This is a genomic window from Gilliamella sp. B14384G10, assembly GCF_016101685.1.
Classification (GTDB): Bacteria; Pseudomonadota; Gammaproteobacteria; order Enterobacterales; family Orbaceae; genus Gilliamella; species Gilliamella apis_A.
This window is the reverse complement of the sequence record NZ_JACFQA010000001.1, coordinates 925669-947272: the sequence shown is the minus strand read 5'-3', so window position 1 is coordinate 947272 and position 21604 is coordinate 925669. Positions and strand designations below refer to the sequence as shown.

15 protein-coding genes and 1 tRNA gene are annotated in these 21604 nt (G+C 34.8%); 11 read left to right on the top strand and 5 right to left on the bottom strand.

The features are described from left to right. The first annotated feature begins 91 nt into the window (after positions 1–91). From mrcB to murJ, 11 genes are all read left to right on the top strand, one after another. Positions 92–2416: a bifunctional glycosyl transferase/transpeptidase gene (gene mrcB, locus H3T54_RS04235; protein WP_198221097.1), complete on the top strand. Its 2325-nt coding sequence runs from the start codon at positions 92–94 to the stop codon at positions 2414–2416. Between the two features lie 13 nt (positions 2417–2429). Further along, entirely contained in the window at positions 2430–3239 is an 810-nt protein-coding gene (mutM, locus tag H3T54_RS04230; RefSeq protein WP_198221095.1) for a bifunctional DNA-formamidopyrimidine glycosylase/DNA-(apurinic or apyrimidinic site) lyase, read from the top strand. 399 nt (positions 3240–3638) lie between these two features. Then, complete coding sequence (gene tolB / locus H3T54_RS04225) at positions 3639–4934, top strand: Tol-Pal system beta propeller repeat protein TolB (protein ID WP_370527346.1); 1296 nt, start codon at positions 3639–3641, stop codon at positions 4932–4934. 163 nt (positions 4935–5097) lie between these two features. Continuing rightward, positions 5098–5571, top strand: coding sequence for a peptidoglycan-associated lipoprotein Pal (gene pal / locus H3T54_RS04220; protein WP_110447059.1), 474 nt, complete (start codon positions 5098–5100; stop codon positions 5569–5571). Positions 5572–5639: 68 nt separating this feature from the next. After that, the gene (ybgF, locus tag H3T54_RS04215) at positions 5640–6371 is read left to right on the top strand and encodes a tol-pal system protein YbgF (RefSeq protein ID WP_181414612.1); all 732 of its coding nucleotides are present in this window, start codon (positions 5640–5642) and stop codon (positions 6369–6371) included. Between the two features lie 135 nt (positions 6372–6506). Then, positions 6507–6582, top strand: a tRNA-Lys gene (locus tag H3T54_RS04210). 334 nt (positions 6583–6916) lie between these two features. Next, entirely contained in the window at positions 6917–9034 is a 2118-nt protein-coding gene (locus tag H3T54_RS04205) for a TonB-dependent siderophore receptor (RefSeq protein WP_198221091.1), read from the top strand. Positions 9035–9559: 525 nt separating this feature from the next. Beyond that, entirely contained in the window at positions 9560–11824 is a 2265-nt protein-coding gene (locus H3T54_RS04200) for an aconitate hydratase (RefSeq protein ID WP_198221089.1), read from the top strand. Between the two features lie 21 nt (positions 11825–11845). Continuing rightward, positions 11846–13108 carry an NADP-dependent isocitrate dehydrogenase gene (icd, locus tag H3T54_RS04195; protein ID WP_198221087.1) on the top strand — a complete coding sequence of 421 codons (1263 nt, stop codon included), beginning with the start codon at positions 11846–11848 and terminating at the stop codon, positions 13106–13108. Between the two features lie 19 nt (positions 13109–13127). Then, positions 13128–14483: a citrate synthase gene (locus tag H3T54_RS04190; RefSeq protein ID WP_198221085.1), complete on the top strand. Its 1356-nt coding sequence runs from the start codon at positions 13128–13130 to the stop codon at positions 14481–14483. A gap of 138 nt (positions 14484–14621) precedes the next feature. Further along, entirely contained in the window at positions 14622–16160 is a 1539-nt protein-coding gene (murJ, locus tag H3T54_RS04185; protein WP_198221083.1) for a murein biosynthesis integral membrane protein MurJ, read from the top strand. Positions 16161–17207: 1047 nt separating this feature from the next. Here murJ and dusC read toward each other — a convergent pair. From dusC to H3T54_RS04160, 5 genes are all read right to left on the bottom strand, one after another. Beyond that, the gene (dusC, locus tag H3T54_RS04180) at positions 17208–18158 is read right to left on the bottom strand and encodes a tRNA dihydrouridine(16) synthase DusC (protein ID WP_198221081.1); all 951 of its coding nucleotides are present in this window, start codon (positions 18156–18158) and stop codon (positions 17208–17210) included. Further along, positions 18149–18928, bottom strand: a complete 780-nt coding sequence (locus tag H3T54_RS04175) for a molybdopterin-synthase adenylyltransferase MoeB (protein ID WP_198221079.1) — start codon at positions 18926–18928, stop codon at positions 18149–18151. The genes dusC and H3T54_RS04175 overlap by 10 nt, the downstream gene beginning before the upstream one ends. A 79-nt stretch (positions 18929–19007) precedes the next feature. After that, positions 19008–20327: an amidohydrolase gene (locus tag H3T54_RS04170; RefSeq protein WP_110447068.1), complete on the bottom strand. Its 1320-nt coding sequence runs from the start codon at positions 20325–20327 to the stop codon at positions 19008–19010. Positions 20328–20348: 21 nt separating this feature from the next. Continuing rightward, positions 20349–20798, bottom strand: coding sequence for a hypothetical protein (locus H3T54_RS04165; RefSeq protein ID WP_065577773.1), 450 nt, complete (start codon positions 20796–20798; stop codon positions 20349–20351). 10 nt (positions 20799–20808) lie between these two features. Then, on the bottom strand, positions 20809–21585 hold the full coding sequence (locus H3T54_RS04160; RefSeq protein WP_086354316.1) for a DUF3100 domain-containing protein: 777 nt from the start codon (positions 21583–21585) through the stop codon (positions 20809–20811). Positions 21586–21604: the final 19 nt, after the last annotated feature.

Here is a 21604-nt window from a genome sequence, read left to right as displayed (position 1 = left end):
TAAAAATTCTTATGTGAAAGAAGGCCAATGCGTCAGTAAAAAGTTGTGCTATCATAAGACAGTTTTATTTAACATAAATATCAGGTGCAGTTTGAAAAAAACAACGAAAAAGACATCTACTAAAAAAACTTCGAAGAAAAATAACAAATCATGGTGGCGCCGTGTCTGGTGGTTGCTATTTAAGTTATTTCTTATATTTGTTGCAGTAACTGTTGTTTATGGAATTTATTTAGATCAACAAATTAAAGAGCGCATCGATGGTAATGTCTGGGAATTACCGGCTGCTGTGTACGGGCAAATTGTTGATCTTGAACCTGATAGTGATTATAGCCTGATTGATGTTGTTACGCTGTTAAAAGGTGCACAATATCGTCAGCAAGATAGTAAAGCAACTCGTCCTGGTGAATTTGTTGTTCAAAACGATGCTGTTGAAATTTATCGACGACCATTTACTTTCCCTGATGGTGAAGAGCAAGCCTTTCGAGTCAGAATTACTTTTTATGATAACAGAATTGATCGTATATCTAATTTAGATACTGGCCGTGACTTTGGCTTACTTAAAATAGATCCTAAATTAATAACTATGATGCATTCACCTAACGGTGAACAGCGACTTTTTGTCCCGTTAAAAGAATTTTCTGATTCGTTAATACAAACCTTAATTGCAACTGAAGATAAACGTTTTTATGACCATCATGGTGTAAGTTTATATTCAATTGGACGAGCTATTTTTGTCAATTTGACCACTGGCCGAACCGAAGGTGGTAGCACATTAACACAACAAACAGTTAAAAACCTATTTTTGACTAATGAAAGAAGCTTAAGCCGTAAAATACGTGAAGCATATATGGCTATAATTTTAGATGCTCGTTATAGTAAAGAACGTATTTTAGAACTTTACCTAAATGAGGTCTATTTAGGGCAAGCTGGTAGTGAAGAGATCCATGGCTTTCCATTAGCGAGTCTTTATTACTTTGGACGCCCAGTTAATGAATTGACATTAGATCAACAAGCTGTATTAGTGGGGATGGTAAAAGGTGCTTCATACTATAATCCTTGGACTCAACCAGAACAAGTGATTGAACGCCGTAATGTTGTTTTAAAGCTTGCTGAACAACAAGGGATTATTGATGAGGAGTTATTCAACTTACTCAGTCAACGTCCTCTTTCCGTTTTACCAAAAGGGGGGGTAATATCTCCACAACCTGCATTTATGCAAGTTGTGCGTAGCGAGCTGAGAAAACAGTTAGGTGATAAAGCGGATCACCTTTCCGGTATGAAAATTTTCACCACCTTTGATCCGGTTGCTCAAGCTGCAGCTGAACAATCTGTAACCAATGAAATTGAAAATTTACGCAAATCGACGAATAAAGATTTACAAACGGCAATGGTCATTGTCAGCCGTGAAACTGGTGAAATTCGTGCTATTATTGGCAGTGCTGAACCTCGTTATCCTGGTTATAACCGTGCGTGGTTAACAAGACGAGCAATTGGTTCACTTGCAAAACCATCAACTTATTTAACCGCATTAGGACAACCGGGGCGTTATCAGCTTAATAGTTGGCTTGATGACAGTCCATTATCAATAAAGTTGGATAATGGTAGTTATTGGCAACCAAAGAATTTTGATCGAAAGTTTCGCGATAAAGTGATGTTAATTGATGCGTTAGCCCTTTCTCTTAATGTTCCTACCGTTAATTTAGGGATGGGATTAGGTTTAGATGCAACCAAGAATACTTTACAAGCATTGGGTGTACCTCAAGATCGTATTCCGAATTTACCATCAAGATTATTGGGTGCTCTAGAGTTAACGCCTTTAGAAACCGCACAGATGTTCCAAACTATTACTAATAATGGTCAACGGGCACCATTAACAATTTTAAGATATGTTTTATCCGACAAGGGTGAACTTGTTTATCAAAATTATCCACAACAAATTCAAGCGGTTTCTCAACAATCAGCTTATTTGACGACTTATGCGATGCAACAAGTAGTTGAATCGGGAACATCGCGTTCACTAAAAGCTAAATATGGATCATTTAATTTAGCTGCTAAAACAGGGACCAGTAATGATTCCCGCGATAGCTGGTTTACTGGAATTGATGGTAAAAATGTTGCGGTAGTTTGGATAGGTCTTGATGATCATTCTCCAATGAAATTAACCGGTGCAACGGGTGCCTTAAAAATATATAGTGAATACTTACAAAATAATCCACCAAAAAGGTTACAACTTCCCGTACCGCAAAATATATTTATGGTACCTATTGATAGTAATGGTCAATGGCAGTGTAATGGCGGTGGTGTACGTAGTTTGCCTGTATGGACAATCAATCCTCAAAGTTTATGTTCGGGTAGTCCTCAAGCTGCATCTAATCAACAAGCACCAAGTTGGGTGACAGATTTGTTAAATAATTAAATGAGGTTATTATATGCCTGAATTACCTGAAGTTGAGACGAGTCGACGAGGTATTTTACCTTATTTAAAAGGCCAAACTATTGAGCAGATTATTGTCCGAAATCCAAAGCTTCGTTGGCCCATAGATGAAACAATTAACAATACTCAAGGGCAAGTGATAGTAGATGTTAAAAGGCGTGCCAAATATCTGTTATTACAATTGACTGATGATTGGATTGTCATTCATTTGGGAATGTCTGGTAGTTTACGGATATTAGAGACAAATCAACCACCGGCTAAACATGATCATGTCGATTTAGTATTAGTGAATGGAGTGAGATTAAGATATACAGATCCAAGACGTTTTGGATCATGGCTATGGACTCACTCTATTGAAGAATTACCTCAATTGAAGCAATTGGGACCAGAACCACTAACAGATGATTTTTCAGCTAATTATTTATTTGAAAAAGCTAATAATCGAAAAATACCAATTAAAAGTTGGATTATGGATAATCATATTGTTGTCGGTGTTGGTAATATTTATGCTTCAGAATCATTGTTTTTGGCAAAAATTAATCCAAATCGAAAAGTTAGTAGCTTAACATTAGTCGAATGTGAACGATTAGTCACAGCAATCAAGCTGGTACTTACGAAATCTATAGAACAAGGCGGGACGACCCTTAAAGATTTTGTTCAATCTGATGGTAAGCCGGGGTATTTTGTTCAGAACCTCCAAGTATATGGCCGAGAAGGTGAGCAATGCTTAATTTGCCAATCTAATATTAAGTCTAATAGAATAGGACAACGTAACACTTTTTATTGTGAAAACTGCCAAAAATAATAGATAAAAATTACTTATATTTTTCTTTCCTAATAATTTTTTACTTATTGGATAGTAATGTAAATTCAACTCTTTTTAATTACAAATTATATAAAATACTTATCAACCACTTTTAACTTAGTTTATTTCTAAATAGTATAGATAATAAACAATTTATTTATGGATTTAAAAAGAATATAATAGTATAAATTAAAAAAATCTTTTTTACTCAAAAGGCTATGGACTTGTTACACAATATCGGCTATCTTTCTCGCTGTAAAATTAACTATTTTTTAAAGCATAGTATCTGTTATAAATTAACTGTAACAGTTTAATTTTAAAATACTTTTACTTTTCTTTATATGGGGTTAAGTCTATTTTAACCTAGTGTATTTCGCTTTGATTAAGGAATTTAAGATGATCAAATTTGCTTCTCGCTTTTTGATAGCTTGTTTTGTTTTATTATCAACAATGATGGCTACAGCTGAAGTTAGAATTGTAATTACTGATGGTGTCAGTTCAGCAAAGCCAATTGCTATCGTACCATTTAAATGGACTGGTAGCGGAGAACCTCCCCAATTTGTAGATAATATTGTTGCATCCGATTTACGTAATAGTGGTAAATTTAATCCTATTGATGTGGCAGCAATGCCACAAAAGCCAACTAATGCATCGGAAGTTAATCCTAGTGTTTGGAGTAATATGGGTATTTCTGCTGTTGTAGTGGGATCAATTCAACCAGATGTATCAGGAAAATATCTTATAACTTATCAACTAGTTGATACTGTTGATCGCCCTGGTTCAGTATTAGCAGAAAATCAATTTTCTATAGAAAAACGCTGGTTACGTTATGCTTCTCATACAGCAAGTGATGAAATCTTTGAAGCATTAACTGGTATTAAAGGTGCATTTAGAACACGTATTGCTTATGTGGTAAAAAACAATAAAGGACCTTATACCCATGAATTGCGTGTATCAGATTACGATGGTTATGATCAAATTACTGTGCATCGTTCTAAAGAGCCACTAATGTCACCAACCTGGTCTCCTGATGGTAAAAAGTTAGCTTACGTAACTTTTGAAAGTGGTCGTTCTGCTTTAGTCTTAAAGACGTTAGACAGTGGCGCAGTTGAAACTATTGCTTCATTCCCACAACATAACGGTGCACCAGCATTTTCGCCTGATGGTAGTAAATTAGCTTTTGCTTTATCAAAAGGTGGGAGTTTAAATTTATATATGATGAATTTGAGTTCTAAAAAGATTACCCAAATTACATCTGGACGTAGTAACGATACAGAACCTTCTTGGATGCCAGATAATCAAACCATAGTTTATACCTCTGACCAGGCAGGACGTCCGCAACTTTATTCAATTAATATTAGTAGTGGAGCATCGCAACGGGTAACTTGGGATAATACCCAAAATCAAAATGCTCGCGTATCTCCAGATGGCAAGTTTATTGCTGTTATTTCTACTAATAATGGTGAGCAACATATTACTCGATATGATGTAGAAACTAATACATATCAACGATTGACCGATACTTTTCTAGATGAAACACCGAGTATTGCTCCAAATGGCACTATGATTATCTACAGTTCTTCACAAGGTTTAGGTACAATTTTGAATCTTGTTTCTACTGATGGTAATTTTAAAGCAAGGTTACCAGCGACAGATGGGCAAGTGAAATTCCCTTCGTGGTCACCTTATTTATAAGAACGACTAATTTTTGGGCAATAATAACATTATTAAAATTGTGTAAATGTGAAGGTCGTTATAATATATACATCTAATCTTTCTAGTTAGTAACAAGTGTTACTGTTAAGTCGGTTAGATGTATAAAAATAAGTAAATTTATTTAAAAAAAGGAGTTAATACAATGCAATTTTCTAAATTTCTTAAAGTAGCTGCGGTTGCTTTACCATTAATCGCTGTGACAGCATGTTCATCAAACAGCAGCAGCACTGCAGGTGGTAACGGCACTTTATCAAAAGAAGCTTTAGAGCAACTTCAAAAACTACAACAAATTAACACTGTTTATTTTGATTATGATAAATACAATGTTAAAGCAGAATATGAAACATTATTAAATGCACATGCTGTATTTATTCGTTCAACTAACTTAAATGTTATTATTGAAGGTCATGCCGATGAGCGTGGTACACCAGAATATAATATCGCTTTAGGTGAACGTCGTGCGTCAGCAGTTAAATCTTACCTACAAGGTAATGGTGTTTCTGGTGAACAACTATCAATCGTTTCTTATGGTAAAGAAAAACCAGCAGTATTAGGTCACAACGAAGCAGCTTATGCTAAAAACCGTCGTGCAGTAGTTACTTACGCTGGATACTAATCCCATCTAATGACGGCTGAATCATCAGCCGTTTTTTATTTCCAATGTTCACGTTGAGTTTATATAATATGTATAAAAAAATAATCACATTGTCCTTATTTCTTTTGTTTGCTGGTTATGGTTGTGCTGCTGGTAGTTCTGATGTTGATAGAACAATACAAGCTCAAGGGCAGTTAATCATTCAGAATCAACAAAAAATTAGTGATCTACAATCTGATTTAGATACACTTCGTGGCCAATTAGAAGAAACAAGATACCAACTTAATCAAACTATTGAACGTCAAAAAATGATTTTGCAAGAAATAGCTAATGGTACAGGTTTCTCAGCAAATAATTCCAATACAGGCTCACAAGAAAGTAGTTCTGATTCGGCTGTAAGTTCTGAGCAATCGTCTTCAAACCTATCTGGATGGACGACATCAGGAGATGATAAAGCTGATTATAATTTTGTTATGCAATTTATAAATGATGACAAGCAAACCGATAATGCTATTGTTGCCTTTCAAAGTTTCTTAAAAGCTTATCCAAAGACCAACTATCGTGCGAATGTTAACTATTGGCTTGGTCAACTTTGTTATAAGAAAGGCCAAAAAGATGATGCTTCATTCTATTATGCAACAGTAGTGAAAGATTTCCCTGCGTCACCAAAAGCTGCAGATAGTCTTTATAAAGTAGGTGTTATCTTACTTGATAAAGGTGATAAAAAGAATGCTAAAGCTGTTTTTCAACAAGTAATAAATAAATACGCTAAAGACAAAAATGCGGTTGAGCAAGCAAATAAAAAGCTAGCATCGTTGTAACAAAGTGTATAAATAACCAGCTATCGAATAAAAATAGCAATAAAAGGGTTGCGTGCTTTTACAATTATAAGTATTATAGCAACCCGAAATTGCTTGAAACATAAAGTAATTTCACAGAAGTTATCTTATCAAAATGGGTTGTTAGCTCAGTCGGTAGAGCAGCGGACTTTTAATCCGTTTGTCGAGCGTTCGAATCGCTCACGACCCACCACTTCTTCTCCATCACTAGAAAAGCAACTCAAGTAAAATCAATAGATGAAGCGATGAGAACGCTGGCGTTCGGCAAATTTGTGTGAATTATTTCCATTATCGTTTATTCAATTTTTATCATTTCTAAAACTTGCTTTAACTAGTAAATTGAACCCTAACTAAAATTAATTAAATTTTCTAATAATATAAAACAATTTCAATAATATATGAGTTGATAACCATTTTTAATTGGTTAAAAAATATAAAATAATTTGTAAAGGTAAATAATAATCATTATCATTATTTGTTGTTATTTTGAAATTAATTAGATAACACAGCAAATAATAGGAAAAATAATGAAATTAGTTAATCAATTAGTCTTACCTTGTATATTGGGCTCATCAGCTTTTATAGTTAACGCCCAAGAAAAAGTTAATGATGATAATGAAATTGAAACTATGAAAGTTGTCGCAACTATTAAGGATAATAATGATCAGCGCATAAAAAAATCATCAACAGCAACTAAAACATCCTTTGATATTAAGGATATACCACAAACGATCAATTCGGTTAATCTTGAACAAGAGAAAATTTATGGACAAAACGACCTAAGTGTTATTGTCAATAAATTGCCTGGTGTAGATGCAACCTATGATATGCGGGATGAAGGCATAAAAATTAGAGGCTTTTCCGCAAGTTCTGGTGATATTTACCGAGATGGTGTTCGTGCAAGCGGACAGGTTAGGCAAAGTACCGCTAATATTGAGCGAATTGAAGTATTAAAAGGTCCTGCATCGGTACTCTACGGTCGAGGTTCTGGTGGCGGAATAATAAATATGATCAGTAAACAAGCCAACTTTGATTCACCAACGACATTAAGTATTCGTGGTGGATCTTGGGATAAATATGGTGGAATGGTAGATATTAACCATGTTTTACATGATAAGCTTGCGGTACGAATGACCATTGATCATCAATCGGATAAAAGTTTTCGTAAAGGTATTAAACAACGAGATACAATGATTTCTCCAAGTTTATTGTATGATAATTTGGAAGGCTTTAATTGGTTAGTACAATATACTAATGATAAATTATGGCGTAAACCAGATCGGGCTCCAGCTTATTATGATTTACCTAAAGGTGTTTCGATTAAAACCGCTTATGCGCATCCAGATGACTATGTCAAAGATAATTTTAATTCATTACGTTCGGTAATGGGATATCAATTCAATCATAATTGGTCTATCAAATTAACGAATATGTATCGTAAAGCTGATCAAAATTTTGACCATCTTTATGCGGGTACTTATTGTGATCTGAATGGAAAAACTAGTAGAAATACCTCTTGTAACTACCAAGGTAAATTGAAATTCCGTCGAGCATGGCAAGAAACCTCAAACAAAACCTATAGTAATACGCTTGATTTAGCGGGTAAATTTGATACAGCAAGTATTGGTCATGATATGCTAATCGGAATTGAATATAATATTGAAAAACGACAACCTAGATTAGCTTTAACTAGTGAATATCCAGAAGTGATTGATCCGTTTCATCCTCACTGGAACTCTAAAAAGCCTCGTTACAATAAATTAAGTACTAAGACAAATCATAAAGCTACATCTAAAGGATTATATTGGCAAGATCTCATTAGTTTTACTGAACAATGGAAATTACTGGCAGGATTACGTTATGATAAGTATGAATTTGCTTCGGATAATAAATTAAATCAACAAAGTCGTTCTTATGATGGTCACTCTTTAAGTCCACGGGTAGGATTAATTTGGCAACCAATAGCGTCACAAAGTATTTATGCTTCTTATAGTAAAAATTTTGCACCTTATGGGGGACGAGGCCTGATTACCATTGCTACTGACTCTAAGACGGTTTATGATGACAAACCTCAATATTCGCGCCAGTATGAAGTCGGAATTAAGAGCGATTGGTTTAATGATAAGCTATCTTCTCAAATCGCCCTCTATGACCTTGAACTGTATAATGTTCGTTATCAACCAGATGCCGTCAATGACCCTTATAATTGGCAGGTTAGAGGTAGTGATCGAAGCCAAGGTATAGAATTAAGTGCAATAGGACAATTGAGTAAAAATTGGTATCTCAATAGTGGCATTGGTTATCAACAGGCTAAAGTTCATAAAGATAAAAAAACACCTGATAATAAAGGTAAATATTTATCTAACACTGCTAAACATAGTGGTCATATTGGTGTTCGTTATTTACCTTACGAAAATTGGTTTACCGAAGTAGAATTTAATTATAAAGGCTCGATGTATAACGATGATAAAAATCTGGTTAAACGTCCTGGTTATGGAACATGGAATGCGGCAGTTGGTTATCAAACACGAGCTGTTGATGTAACCTTAGCAGTAACTAATTTATTGGGTAAAGAGTATTGGCGATCAAGTAGTATGCCAGGCACGCCTAGAGCTTTCTTATTAACTGCTAGTTATAAATTATAATTGTTGATAAATATTTGTCAGAGCTAAATTAGGTTAATAAATTAAAAAGGGAATAGTATTCCCTTTTTTAATTATTCTTATCTTTTAACGACTGATTAAATAATTCTGAGCAACTAATTTGAATAATGAGATTAATGTTAAAAAACTTAAAATAAAATTTAGATGTAACAAAAAATTATTTATTAATATCAAAAAAACATCCTCCGTTTGCCATTTTATAGCTTAAAAAACCCCTCTCCTCAAAATTTTCACATTATTTTTACTTATACAATTTGCTAATTTTGAATTTTCTTTAATGTGCATAATATTTAATATTCCGCTAGTATAGAATTTGTACTAGTTAACAAGTCTAAACTAATTACTGCTAATAATATTTATAGTAGCAATTACGTTAGGATTGCATAAAATAAAAACAATGCTATATTATATGAATAATTAATCAAAAAAATAGAATAAATATTCAATTATTGTGCTTGTGAATAGAGCTTTAAAGGATATTATAATATCAGCAATGGGAGCTTAATTATGGTTTTCGATATTGATTTAATAAAAGGTATTTATCAAAGTTATCCACAAAAAATTGATGTTATCCGCCAGAAAATTGGAAAACCATTAACATTGACGGAAAAAATTCTCTATACTCATCTTGCCGAAGATGAAGAGCTGAAAGCTTATAAAAGGGGAGAGGATTACGTAAATTTTTCACCTGATCGAGTTGCAATGCAAGATGCAACTGCACAAATGGCGCTATTACAACTGATGAATTCTGGACGTAAACGAGTTGCAGTTCCATCAACAGTCCACTGTGATCATCTGATACAAGCCTATAAAAATGCACATGATGATCTGATTATTGCTGAAAGTAATAACCATGAAGTTTATCAATTTTTACGTGATGTATCGAACAAATATGGTATTGGATTCTGGAAACCTGATGCCGGAATTATTCATCAAGTGGTACTTGAAAATTATGCCTTTCCGGGCGGAATGATGATTGGTACTGATTCACACACACCAAATGCTGGTGGTTTATCGATGATTGCTATTGGTGTTGGTGGGGCCGATGCGGTTGATGTTATGGCCGGCATGCCATGGGAATTGAAAATGCCGAAAATTATCGGTGTAAAATTAATTGGAAAATTATCCGGTTGGGCCTCACCCAAAGATGTCATATTAAAACTGGCAGGAATATTAACCGTCAAAGGTGGCACCAATTCAATCATTGAATATTTTGGAGAGGGTACTGAGTCGTTATCTGCTACTGGTAAAGCTACGATTTGTAATATGGGGGCTGAAGTAGGCGCGACCACCTCAATATTTCCTTATAGCCAAAAATCAGCTGATTATCTAACCATGACCGGTCGTCAAGAGGTGGTTGATTTAGCTAATACATTAATCTCTTGTTTTAATCCTGATGCAGCCGTTTTAGATGACCCAGAAAGCTATTATGATCAAGTTATCGAAATTGATTTGTCGACGTTAGAGCCTTATATAAATGGTCCATTTACACCTGACTTAGCTTATCCAATTTCACAGCTAGCAAACGCAGTTCAACAACATGATTATCCTGATAATATGGAGGTAGGTCTTATTGGTTCATGTACTAACTCTTCATATGAAGACATGATGCGAGCCGCTTCTGTAATCGATAGTGCCAATAAATTAGGCTTAAAAGTAAATGCAAAACTAATTATTAATCCTGGTTCAGAACAAGTTAAATATACTTCTAAACGTGATGGTATTTTGCAGTGTTTTGAACAAGCTGGTGCAGCTATTATGGCTAATGCGTGTGGTCCTTGTATAGGCCAATGGCGTCGTGATGATGTTGCCGATGAGCACAAAAATTCGATAGTTACTTCGTTTAATCGTAATTTTGCTAAACGAAATGATGGTAGTCCAAACACTTATGCATTTGTGTGTTCGCCCGAAATTGTTGTTGCATTATCGATTGCGGGTAAATTAAGTTTTAATCCAATAACAGATGAATTAGTTAATGATAAAGGTGAAAAAGTTAAGCTGCCAGAACCTATCGGTGATGAGTTACCAAAACGAGGATTTGCTGTCGATGATGCCGGATATATTAAGCCAATTGCTGATGGTAGTTTGGTTGAAGTAAATATTGATCCGCATTCTGAACGTTTACAACAGCTTGTACCTTTTTCCCCATGGGATGGTAAAGATATTCTTTCCCAACCACTGCTGATTAAAGCAACAGGTAAATGTACCACGGACCATATTTCAATGGCTGGTAAGTGGTTAAAATTCCGCGGCCATCTAGATAATATTTCGAATAATATGTTAATTGGTGCCGTTAATGCCTTTAATCAAAAAACTAATAGCGTATTAGACACTCAATCTGGTAATTATATTGAAGTACCTGCTTTAGCTCGTAAATTAAAAGCGCAAGGAATGGGATCGATAGTTGTAGCCGAAGAGAATTATGGTGAAGGGTCATCTCGTGAGCATGCTGCAATGGAGCCTCGTTTTTTGAACGTCAAAGCAATTGTCGTTAAATCTTTCGCTCGTATCCATGAAACGAATCTGAAAAAACAAGGTATGTTAGCGCTAACTTTTGTTAATAAGGATGATTACGACAAAATTCAAGAAGATGACCAAATCAGCATTACTGGACTTAGTGATTTTGCTCCAGGTAAAAATCTAACATTAACCCTTCATCATCATGATGGTAGCATAGAATCGTTTGCTGTTGCACATACTTACAATCACGCACAAATTGAATGGTTTAAAGCGGGTAGTGCATTAAATAAGTTAAAAGAAGAATTTAAGTAACAGATAAGAGGAAGAGACAATATGAATCAGCACGTTTCAATTGAAAATGGACAATTAGTCGTCCCAAATCATCCCACTATTCCTTTTATTGAAGGTGATGGTGTTGGCAAAGAGATTTGGCAGGCTGCTCAAACAATTTTTGATAAAGCTATTGAAACAGCTTATCAAGGTAAGCGTAGTATTCAATGGAAAGAAGTACTTGCTGGCGAAAAGTCATACAACCTAAATGGTACATGGCTCCCAGAAGATACCATGAATGCTTTTAAACATTATCTTGTTGGTATTAAAGGGCCATTAATGACACCTGTTGGTGGTGGGATCCGTTCACTTAATGTTGCGTTACGCCAAGAATTAGATCTTTATGTCTGTTTACGGCCAGTGCGTTGGTTTAAAGGGGTAGAATCACCATTAAAGCATCCTGAAAAGGTCAGTATGACGATTTTCCGTGAAAATACCGAGGATATTTATGCCGGGATTGAATGGCAACAAGGTACAGCTGAAGCTGAAAAGTTTTATCATTTTTTATCTGAACAAATGCACGTGAGCAAAGTACGCTTTCCTAATACCTCGGCTTTTGGTGTTAAACCTGTTTCAATTGAAGGATCGGAACGTTTAATTCGATCTGCTATTAACTATGCACTGCAACATAAATTACCGTCGGTTACTCTAGTTCATAAAGGTAATATTATGAAATTTACTGAAGGTGGATTTAAGCAATGGGGCTATGAACTTGCGGAAAGAGAATTTTCTGACGCTGTGTTCACGATGAATCAATATGGCAAAATTCAAAAAACCGAGGGTAATGCTGCAGCAGATCAAGCATTACAAACCGCTAAATCAGCCGGTAGATTAATTATAAAAGATGTTATTTGTGATGCATTTTTACAAAATACCTTATTAAAACCAGAAGATTATTCGGTTGTTGCAACATTAAACCTTAATGGTGATTATGTTTCCGATCAGCTGGCTGCAATGGTTGGAGGAATAGGTATTGCGCCGGGCGCTAATATTAACTATTTAACTGGACATGCTATCTTTGAGGCAACTCACGGAACTGCCCCTGATATAGCTGGTCAAAATCAAGCTAATCCGTCATCACTCTTATTATCTGGCGTGATGATGTTTGAATATTTAGGGTGGCATGAAGTTGGGCAACGAATTACTAATGCCATGGAAAGCTTATTTCAATCAGGCAAAGCAACTGCAGATTTAGCACGTTTTATGCACAATGGGCAATCACTATCAACAACCCAATTTACTCAAGCAGTAATTGATAAATTATAGTTCAAAAGGGAGGTGATTAATGAAAGAAAAGTTTTTGGTTTATAAATTATCGGAAACGATTAAAAACACGAGCAAAATTGAATCACAACTATTTGAACAATTTAATGTAAAACGCGGATTACGTAATGCCGATCATACTGGGGTTTTAGTAGGATTAACTAAAATTGGCGATGTACTAGGTTATGAACGCTTAGATGATGGTTCATTAAAACCCATTACGGGTAAATTATTGTATCGTGGTATCGATATTGAAGAATTAGTACATAATGCACAGAAAGAACAACGTACAGGTTTCGAAGAGACTATTTATTTACTCTTATCTGGTTCTTTGCCCGATAAAGAAGAATTACGTGATTTCTCACGTTTACTTTGTGAATCAATGGCATTAGAAAAGCAAACCAAGATTGCAATTATGGAGCTTGAAGGGCACGATGTAATGAACATTTTGGCTAGAACTGTTCTAGAAATGTATACTTATGATTCACTGCCAGATGATACTTCTCGTGATAATTTAATGCGTCAATCCATAGATCTGATTGCTAAATTTCCAGCTATTATTGCGTATGCTTATAATATGTTAAGCCATAGCGCTAAAGGTAAATCCTTACATATTCGCCATCCTCATGAGGATTTTTCAATTGCGGAAAATTTTCTTTATATGATGAAAGGGTCAGGCGGATATACCGAGTTAGATGTAAGAGTACTTGATTTAGCGATGATTATTCATGCTGAGCATGGTGGTGGTAATAACTCGACGTTTACCGTTCGGGTAACAAGTTCAACAGGTACTGATACTTACTCATCAATTGCCGCTGGGATTGGTTCATTGAAAGGGCCATTACATGGTGGAGCAAATTTACAAGTCGGAAAAATGCTTAAACATCTTGCTGATGAGATTAAAAATTGGACTGATGTAAATGAAATTGATGCTTATTTACAACGTATTTTAAATAAAGAGGTCTTTGATCAAAAAGGGCTAATTTATGGTATTGGTCATGCTGTTTATACGGTGTCAGATCCACGGGCAATGTTACTAAAAGAGATGGCATATAAATTAGCTCAAGAAAAAGGCCGTGAAAAAGAGTATAACTTCTTAAATTTATTAGAAGAACGAGCTATTCATGCGGTGGTGAATCGTAAAAATGCCAGAACCAAAAAACAAGTTTGTGCCAATGTCGATTTTTACTCAGGGTTTGTTTACGACATGATTGGTTTACCTAAAGAAGTTTATACCCCTCTATTTGCTATGTCGCGAATTGTTGGTTGGTGTGCTCATCGCATTGAAGAACTCAATTTTGATGATCGTCGAATTATACGTCCAGCCTATAAAAACATTGGACAACTTATGTCATTTACTCCTCTAAAAGATCGTTAGTTTATTTACCGTCAGTATTCTCTGACGGTAGCACCCCAAAATATTGCTTATTAAAAAATCGTGGTGATTTAGAGCAATAGTTTGTAGACTATGCCTAATTAATCGTTTTTGGCTATGTACTTTGTACATAAATTATATATGAATCTTTTAAAATCTTTAGCTACAGTCAGCTCAATGACAATGGTTTCACGAGTTTTAGGCTTTGTTCGTGATGCGATTATTGCCCGCTTTTTTGGTGCGGGGATGGCAACTGATGCCTTTTTTGTTGCTTTCAAATTACCAAATTTGCTTCGCCGTATATTTGCCGAAGGTGCATTTTCACAGGCGTTTGTACCGATTTTAGCTGAATATAAAAATCAACAAGGTATTGAGGCATCACGTACTTTTGTGGCCTATGTTGCAGGGATACTAACGCTAGTATTAGCTATTGTTACCTTAATTGGTGTTATAACAGCACCTTTTATAATAATGTTAACTGCACCTGGATTTATGCAAGATTCAACTGAAAAGTTTGAGCTTGCTACTGTGATGTTGAGAATAACATTTCCCTATATCTTTTTTATTTCACTCGCATCATTAGTTGGTGCCATACTTAATACCTGGAATCGTTTTTCTGTTCCTGCTTTTGTGCCAACTTTACTTAATTTAAGTATGATAGTTTGTACATTATTTTTAACACCTTATTTTAATCCGCCAGTACTTGCACTCGCTGTTTCGGTCATTATTGGTGGTGTTTTACAACTGCTTTATCAGCTACCATATTTAAAAAAGATTGGTATGTTAGTTTTACCTCGGATTAGCTTTAGAGATAGTGGTGTTTGGCGAGTGTTAAAACAGATGGGTCCTGCTATTTTAGGTGTTTCGGTTGGTCAAATATCGTTGATCATTAATACGATATTTGCATCATTCTTAATTTCGGGTTCTGTTTCTTGGATGTATTATGCTGACCGACTTATGGAGTTTCCTGCCGGTGTGCTCGGTGTGGCACTAGGTACTATTTTATTGCCATCTTTAGCTAAAAGTTTTGCTAAAGGTGACCAACAGCAATATTCTGAATTATTAGATTGGGGCCTTCGTCTCTGTTTTTTACTAGCATTACCAAGTACTGTCGCATTAGGTGTAATTTCTAAACCATTAGTTTCAACACTCTTCGAGTATGGGCAATTTACTTTGAATGATACATTAATGACTCAACGTGCTTTAATTGCGTATTCAATTGGTTTACTCGGGCTGATTTTAATTAAAGTATTAGCTCCTGCGTTTTATTCCAGACAAGATATTAAAACACCAGTTAAAATAGCCATTGTCACTTTGATATTAACTCAGTTAATGAATTTGGCATTTATTGGGCCATTACAACATGCAGGGCTTTCATTATCAATTGGCCTTGCTGCTTGTTTTAATGCCGGTTTATTATTTTGGCAATTACGTAAAAAGAATCTTTATCAACCTCAACCTGGCTGGTATCGATTTTTAATCAAGGTAATTATTGCTGTTGTATTGATGTCTTTGACTTTATGGTTTGGTGCTCAGTTATTACCTGATTGGTCTACTGGCTCAATGTTAACCAGAATTGGTCGTCTATTGTTGTTGGTTATAGTTGGTATTGGCATCTATTTCGGATCACTGGCTTTAATGGGGTTTAAAATAAAGCATTTTATTAAACGAATTGAATAAATTATTTTTACCTGCTAATTAAAACCAGTTATTCAAAAAGAGTTGAATGACGAGTTATTATCAATAAATAAAAACATTGATAATTAGGAAATTAAATAGAAATGGAAAACGGGTCCTTCTTCCAATTGTCGCTAATAGGCAGTTTAGTCTATTTTTTAATAAGCATATTATTGACTATATTGGTTTTATTTTTACAAACAGATATTTTATTGCCACAAGGTCTATTCTGGCATCTTTTTTTGAATTCATCATTCTTTTTGCGAATTCTTTTAGATGTTTGTTTGGTTGAAATTCTATGGACGTTTGGTATTTTAACGTTATTTCTGTATTCAGCTCATATTAATATAGTTAATAGAATTAATGTCATTTCATTAATCATTTTAATGTCGATTTATTCAGTTATAGCTTATTTTATTTCGATAAATACTAACATTCACTTGCAAACTCTATCGCCGTTCGGGCAAATATTTCTTAGCATAACTTTTGCTATTATCCGATATTTACTTGAAGCTTTGCTGTTATATTATTTAATTGAATTCTCAAAAGGTTATTTTGTTAAAAGTCAAAACAAGTTTCGTTTAACTGAAAAGAATCTCTCACAAATTCATTATATTGTTTTTTCTACTTTTAGCTGTTTTATATTATTGAAAGGTTATATTTTGGAAAGTAACGCTTTTACAGCTTTATTTTCTGGTACATTACATAATTATTTAGCTACTATTTATTTGTTTGCTGTATTGCTAGGTCTTATCGTAAGTAAGCGGAATTTTAAGATTTTCTCTGATAAAATTCGATATGGAAAACTTGTTAAAAGCATATCAATATCAAGTATTTTTATTTTATCGGTGATTTTTATTGTCTTTAGCCTTATTGATAATAATCCATCAAAATATTATGTTGATTCATTTAGTGCTATTTTTAATAGTATTCATAAATTGTTTTTGTTGTTATTACTTAGTTCATTAATTTGTATAATTCTTAATATCACTACTCAATATCATTTTAATAAGACACGAATTAGAGACAATAAAATCGATTAGATTACCTCTAATTAGCTAAGTGGTTGTTCAGGAATTCGCAGATATCATTTTGTGATTTTAGTTGCCTGATTTCAGGTAATAATATTGATGCTTGTGGGTAATATTGCCTTAAATAAGCTAACCACTGCTTTATCCTAGCCGAATGATAAAGTGGTTTAACATCTTCGATTGATGTCATTGCATAACGAAGTAGTAATTGCATTACTTGATGCCAATTTAATGGTGAATGATTAAAACGAATTGTATTGGCTAAATTAGGAATATTAAGTATTCCTCGACCTAGCATAATGTCATTTGTATGACTTTGTGTTATGCAATTTTTAGCATCTTCAGCAGAAAATATTTCACCATTAGCAATAACAGGAATGGTTAATTTTTGCTTAATTTTACCAATGGTTGGCCAATCAATTTTCTCGGCTTTATATCCATCAATTTTTGTTCGTCCATGAATAACAATTTCATTAGCTCCAGCTTGTTCAATTGCTTCAGCTATTTCGTAACAGTGAGATTTATCATCCCAACCTAATCGAATTTTAACCGATAAAGTTGGGATAGAGCCAATTGCTGTCCTAACCTGCGTTACAATCTTCAATATTTGTTCGGGATATTGTAATAAATAAGCACCACCGTGGCTGCCAACAACGGTTTTAGCGGGACAACCAAAATTGATATCTATGCCATAAGAACCTAGTTCAAGCGCTCTAATGGCATTTTCTGCCATCCATTCAGGAGATTGTCCTAATAGTTGAACTCGGACTGGAGTTCCTGATAAGGTTTTTCCTTCATTATAAAGTTCTGGACATAGTCGATAAAAAGTTCGGTTTGATAATTTATGCTGGGTTACTCTTACAAATTCAGTTACACAATAATCAAATTGATTGATTTCGGTTAATATTTGCCGCACATGATAATCAAGAACCCCTTCCATTGGTGCTAAAATGATGCGATTTATTTGCATTTTAAATCCTGTTTAGCATGTTGGTTTCCACACACAATACAATTAGTTTGTTTAGTAAATATGACTTGGTTAAATTCCATTGTCATACTATCAATCATTAGAACTCGACCAATTAAAGGTTTTCCATAATTTGTAAGTACTTTGATTGCCTCTAGAGCTTGCATTGAACCGAACATACCAACTAATGGAGCCATTACGCCCGCTTCAATACACGTCAGCTGGTTTTGCCCAAATAATTGACTTAAGCATTGATAGCATGGTTGATTCTCTTGATAATTGAATACAGTGAGTAAACCTTCCATGCGGATTGCTGCACCAGAAATTAATGGTTTCTTTTCGATAAAACAACAGCGATTAATTTGTTCACGGCTAGTTAAATTATCGGTGCAATCAATAACGATATCATGTTGTTTGATTAGGGAAGTTAGCTCATTATCACTCAGTTTCTGATTAATTGTTTCAATAGTCATATCGGCATTAATATTACATAATGCTTGTTTTGCGACTTCAACCTTATACTGATTTATTGATTGTTGAGTATATAAAATTTGCCTATTTAAATTCGACGCTGATATTGTGTCAAAATCAATCAATGTTAGTTTACCGATGCCTGATGCTGCTAAATAGACGGCAGCAGCACAACCTAACCCGCCTAATCCTATAATTAATGCTGTACTATTTTTTAAAATTTGCTGCTTGTCGATATCGAATCCATGCAAAGTGATTTGTCGGTCGTAGCGTAGCAATTCTTGATCAGAAAGCGTTAACATATGAAATGATAGTTATTGTTGATAATGATTTGTATAGTATAACAAAAACTTGGCACATGATTGTGCCAAGTTTTTAACTTTATTTATCAAAACCAGATAGGAATGTTAAATATTCTTCTTTTGTCATAAGTGGCTTGTAGTTTGCCATTAGTGTTTGAGCTGATTCAGCATCATCATAAAGTAAATCAATAATGGTACAGGCCATCATTTGTGCAGGGCGGATATAAGCCATATCTTCATCAAATACGGTGTAATCTTTACCATGTAACACGCCTCTAACCGAACCAATCCAAGGGTGACTTACTGGCATAATATGCGATAGATCACCTGTGTCGGTACTTCCTGTCATATGAGGTGCAATTGAAACATTTTCTTCACCAATTAAATTTTCAGCATTTTGTTTTAGAAAATCATTGAGTGTTGGATTATTATTTAACGGCAGATAACCTGGAAGATCTTTAATTTCACAAGTAGCACCAACAGCCATTGCGCCTGCCTTTAGTGCTTGATTAATTCTTTCATTAGCATCAATCATGGCTGGTACATTACCTGCTCGCACATAACTTTCCATTCTTACATCGCTTGGTACAACATTTACTAAATCACCACCTTGGGTAATAATTGGATGAAAACGAATATAATCTTTTTCTTGAAATGTTTCACGGATAGCATGTACACCCATCATTCCCATCATAGCTGCATTTAATGCATTTACACCAGCATGAGGAGCTGCGGCAGCATGGGATGCTTCACCTTTATATTTTATTAGTTTACCAATAAAGCCATTGCTTGTAGTTGAGATCTCAATAAAACCATCTTGGCGTTCAGCAGGTACACTGGTTAAATGTATTTGTAATGCCATATCAACATCATCAAAATCACCACGTGAAATTAATTCTGGTTTACCACCAATATATTTAATCTTACCTTCTTCTATTAATCGATTTCGATAAGTAATTTCAACATATTCTTCTGCAGGAACGGCAAATGGTACTACATCACCAGCTAAAAATTCCATTGCACCTGAGTCAATTAATCCCATGGTAACCGCCATCATGTTGGCTATTTGGGCATTATGTCCACAGCAGTGAGCTGCACCTGATGTTTCATCAGCAGCTGGGTGGTCGGCACAGATGATAGCATCTAGCTCACCAATAACCGCTATACTATATTTGCTACCTTTACCGCCTTTAAGACGACCTTTTACCCCGGTTAAGGCTAATTTATTTTTAAAAGGAACACCTAATTTTTCAAAAGCATCTTCTACTTTTTTAGCGGTTTTATGTTCTTTGTAACCAAGCTCTGGTTCTGACCAAATTGCTTCGGCAATTGACTTGATATCTGCTTTTCGATTTGCAATTGCATCGCAAACTTTTTTCTTTAGTTCTTCTTTTGTCATAAATAAAATCCTTATCTAAATTTAGATAACGCCTTCCCAGTGTAGTGTGACTTGAGCAATTATAGCAGCAAAAATAAATGTACCAGAAAAAACAGCTAAAGATACGGGAATAATGCGCCAAGATATATTTTTAAATAGTGCAAGATCTTTACCGATAGCCAATCCTGCATAAGCAAGTATAGGAGTACAAACAGCAAGTAATGACACTTGATCAGTAATTGCAACAATTTCTTGATGGTATGGGAATATTGGTGCTGACATGATAGCTGCAACCACAGATACCCATAAAATTACCGGTAATTTATTAAATCCAGGTAACTTACTGATTAACAGTCCTACAATAGAGATAATAACTAGCATCGCTACTGCTTCAAGCGATGAAATCAAATCAATTTTATATCCCACGGTGTTACCAGCTGCCATAATAATGGCGACTAAAATAAATACAAAAATCGTCTCAAAAATCTTCATTATGACATCCTTATTTCTTGCGTCGGAAACGGTCTAAAGTGTTATACATAAAAGAAGCGAAAGGCAAAGAAAATAGTGTGTAAATATACATGCCCACCATTCCCGACATTAAATTCGCTGTGGTAGCATAAGCATTAATGTTTTCTGATAAGTCAGGGTATAAATCACTTATTGGTGCAAGTGAGGCTGCCATCATACTTCCACTACCTACGCCAGCTCCCATTGCTAACGCATATGGGTGTAAAATGTTCAATTGTGCTATTAAGCTGGCAAGAATACTCATCCAAATCGCACCATAAAGCGTACCGCAGACATACATAGCCATGACACCTCGACCTTCGGGTGAATCTAAACCATATTTATCTGCAACTATGGCGATATTAGGTTCGCGAGCTACCGAATAAGTAGCCCCAACGGCTTCTCGTTTCATACCTAATATCATTGCTAATGGTAGGCCCAGTAAAATGGTTCCGGCAAAATGACCTAATTCTTGAAAAATTAGGGCTAGCTTGGCATCTTCTAAAATCATATCAATTTTCGGGCCTACAGCTACGCCAAGTTTTGCCACAAGTAGAATTAATGTAACCATCATCACAAGACTTGCATTTTGCATATTTTTGTTGGTTAATATTTTTAGTTTTGGGAAGCTAATGATGCCACCAAAAATCATTGCATATAGCATTGGATAAACTGCAATAATCCATATAGTTTGTCTGCCGATAAGCTCACAAATAATTACTACTAAAAAGGCAATTAAATGCAATTTATAGTCTCGTAAAACTTCCATTCTTGCTCCTTCTTCATTT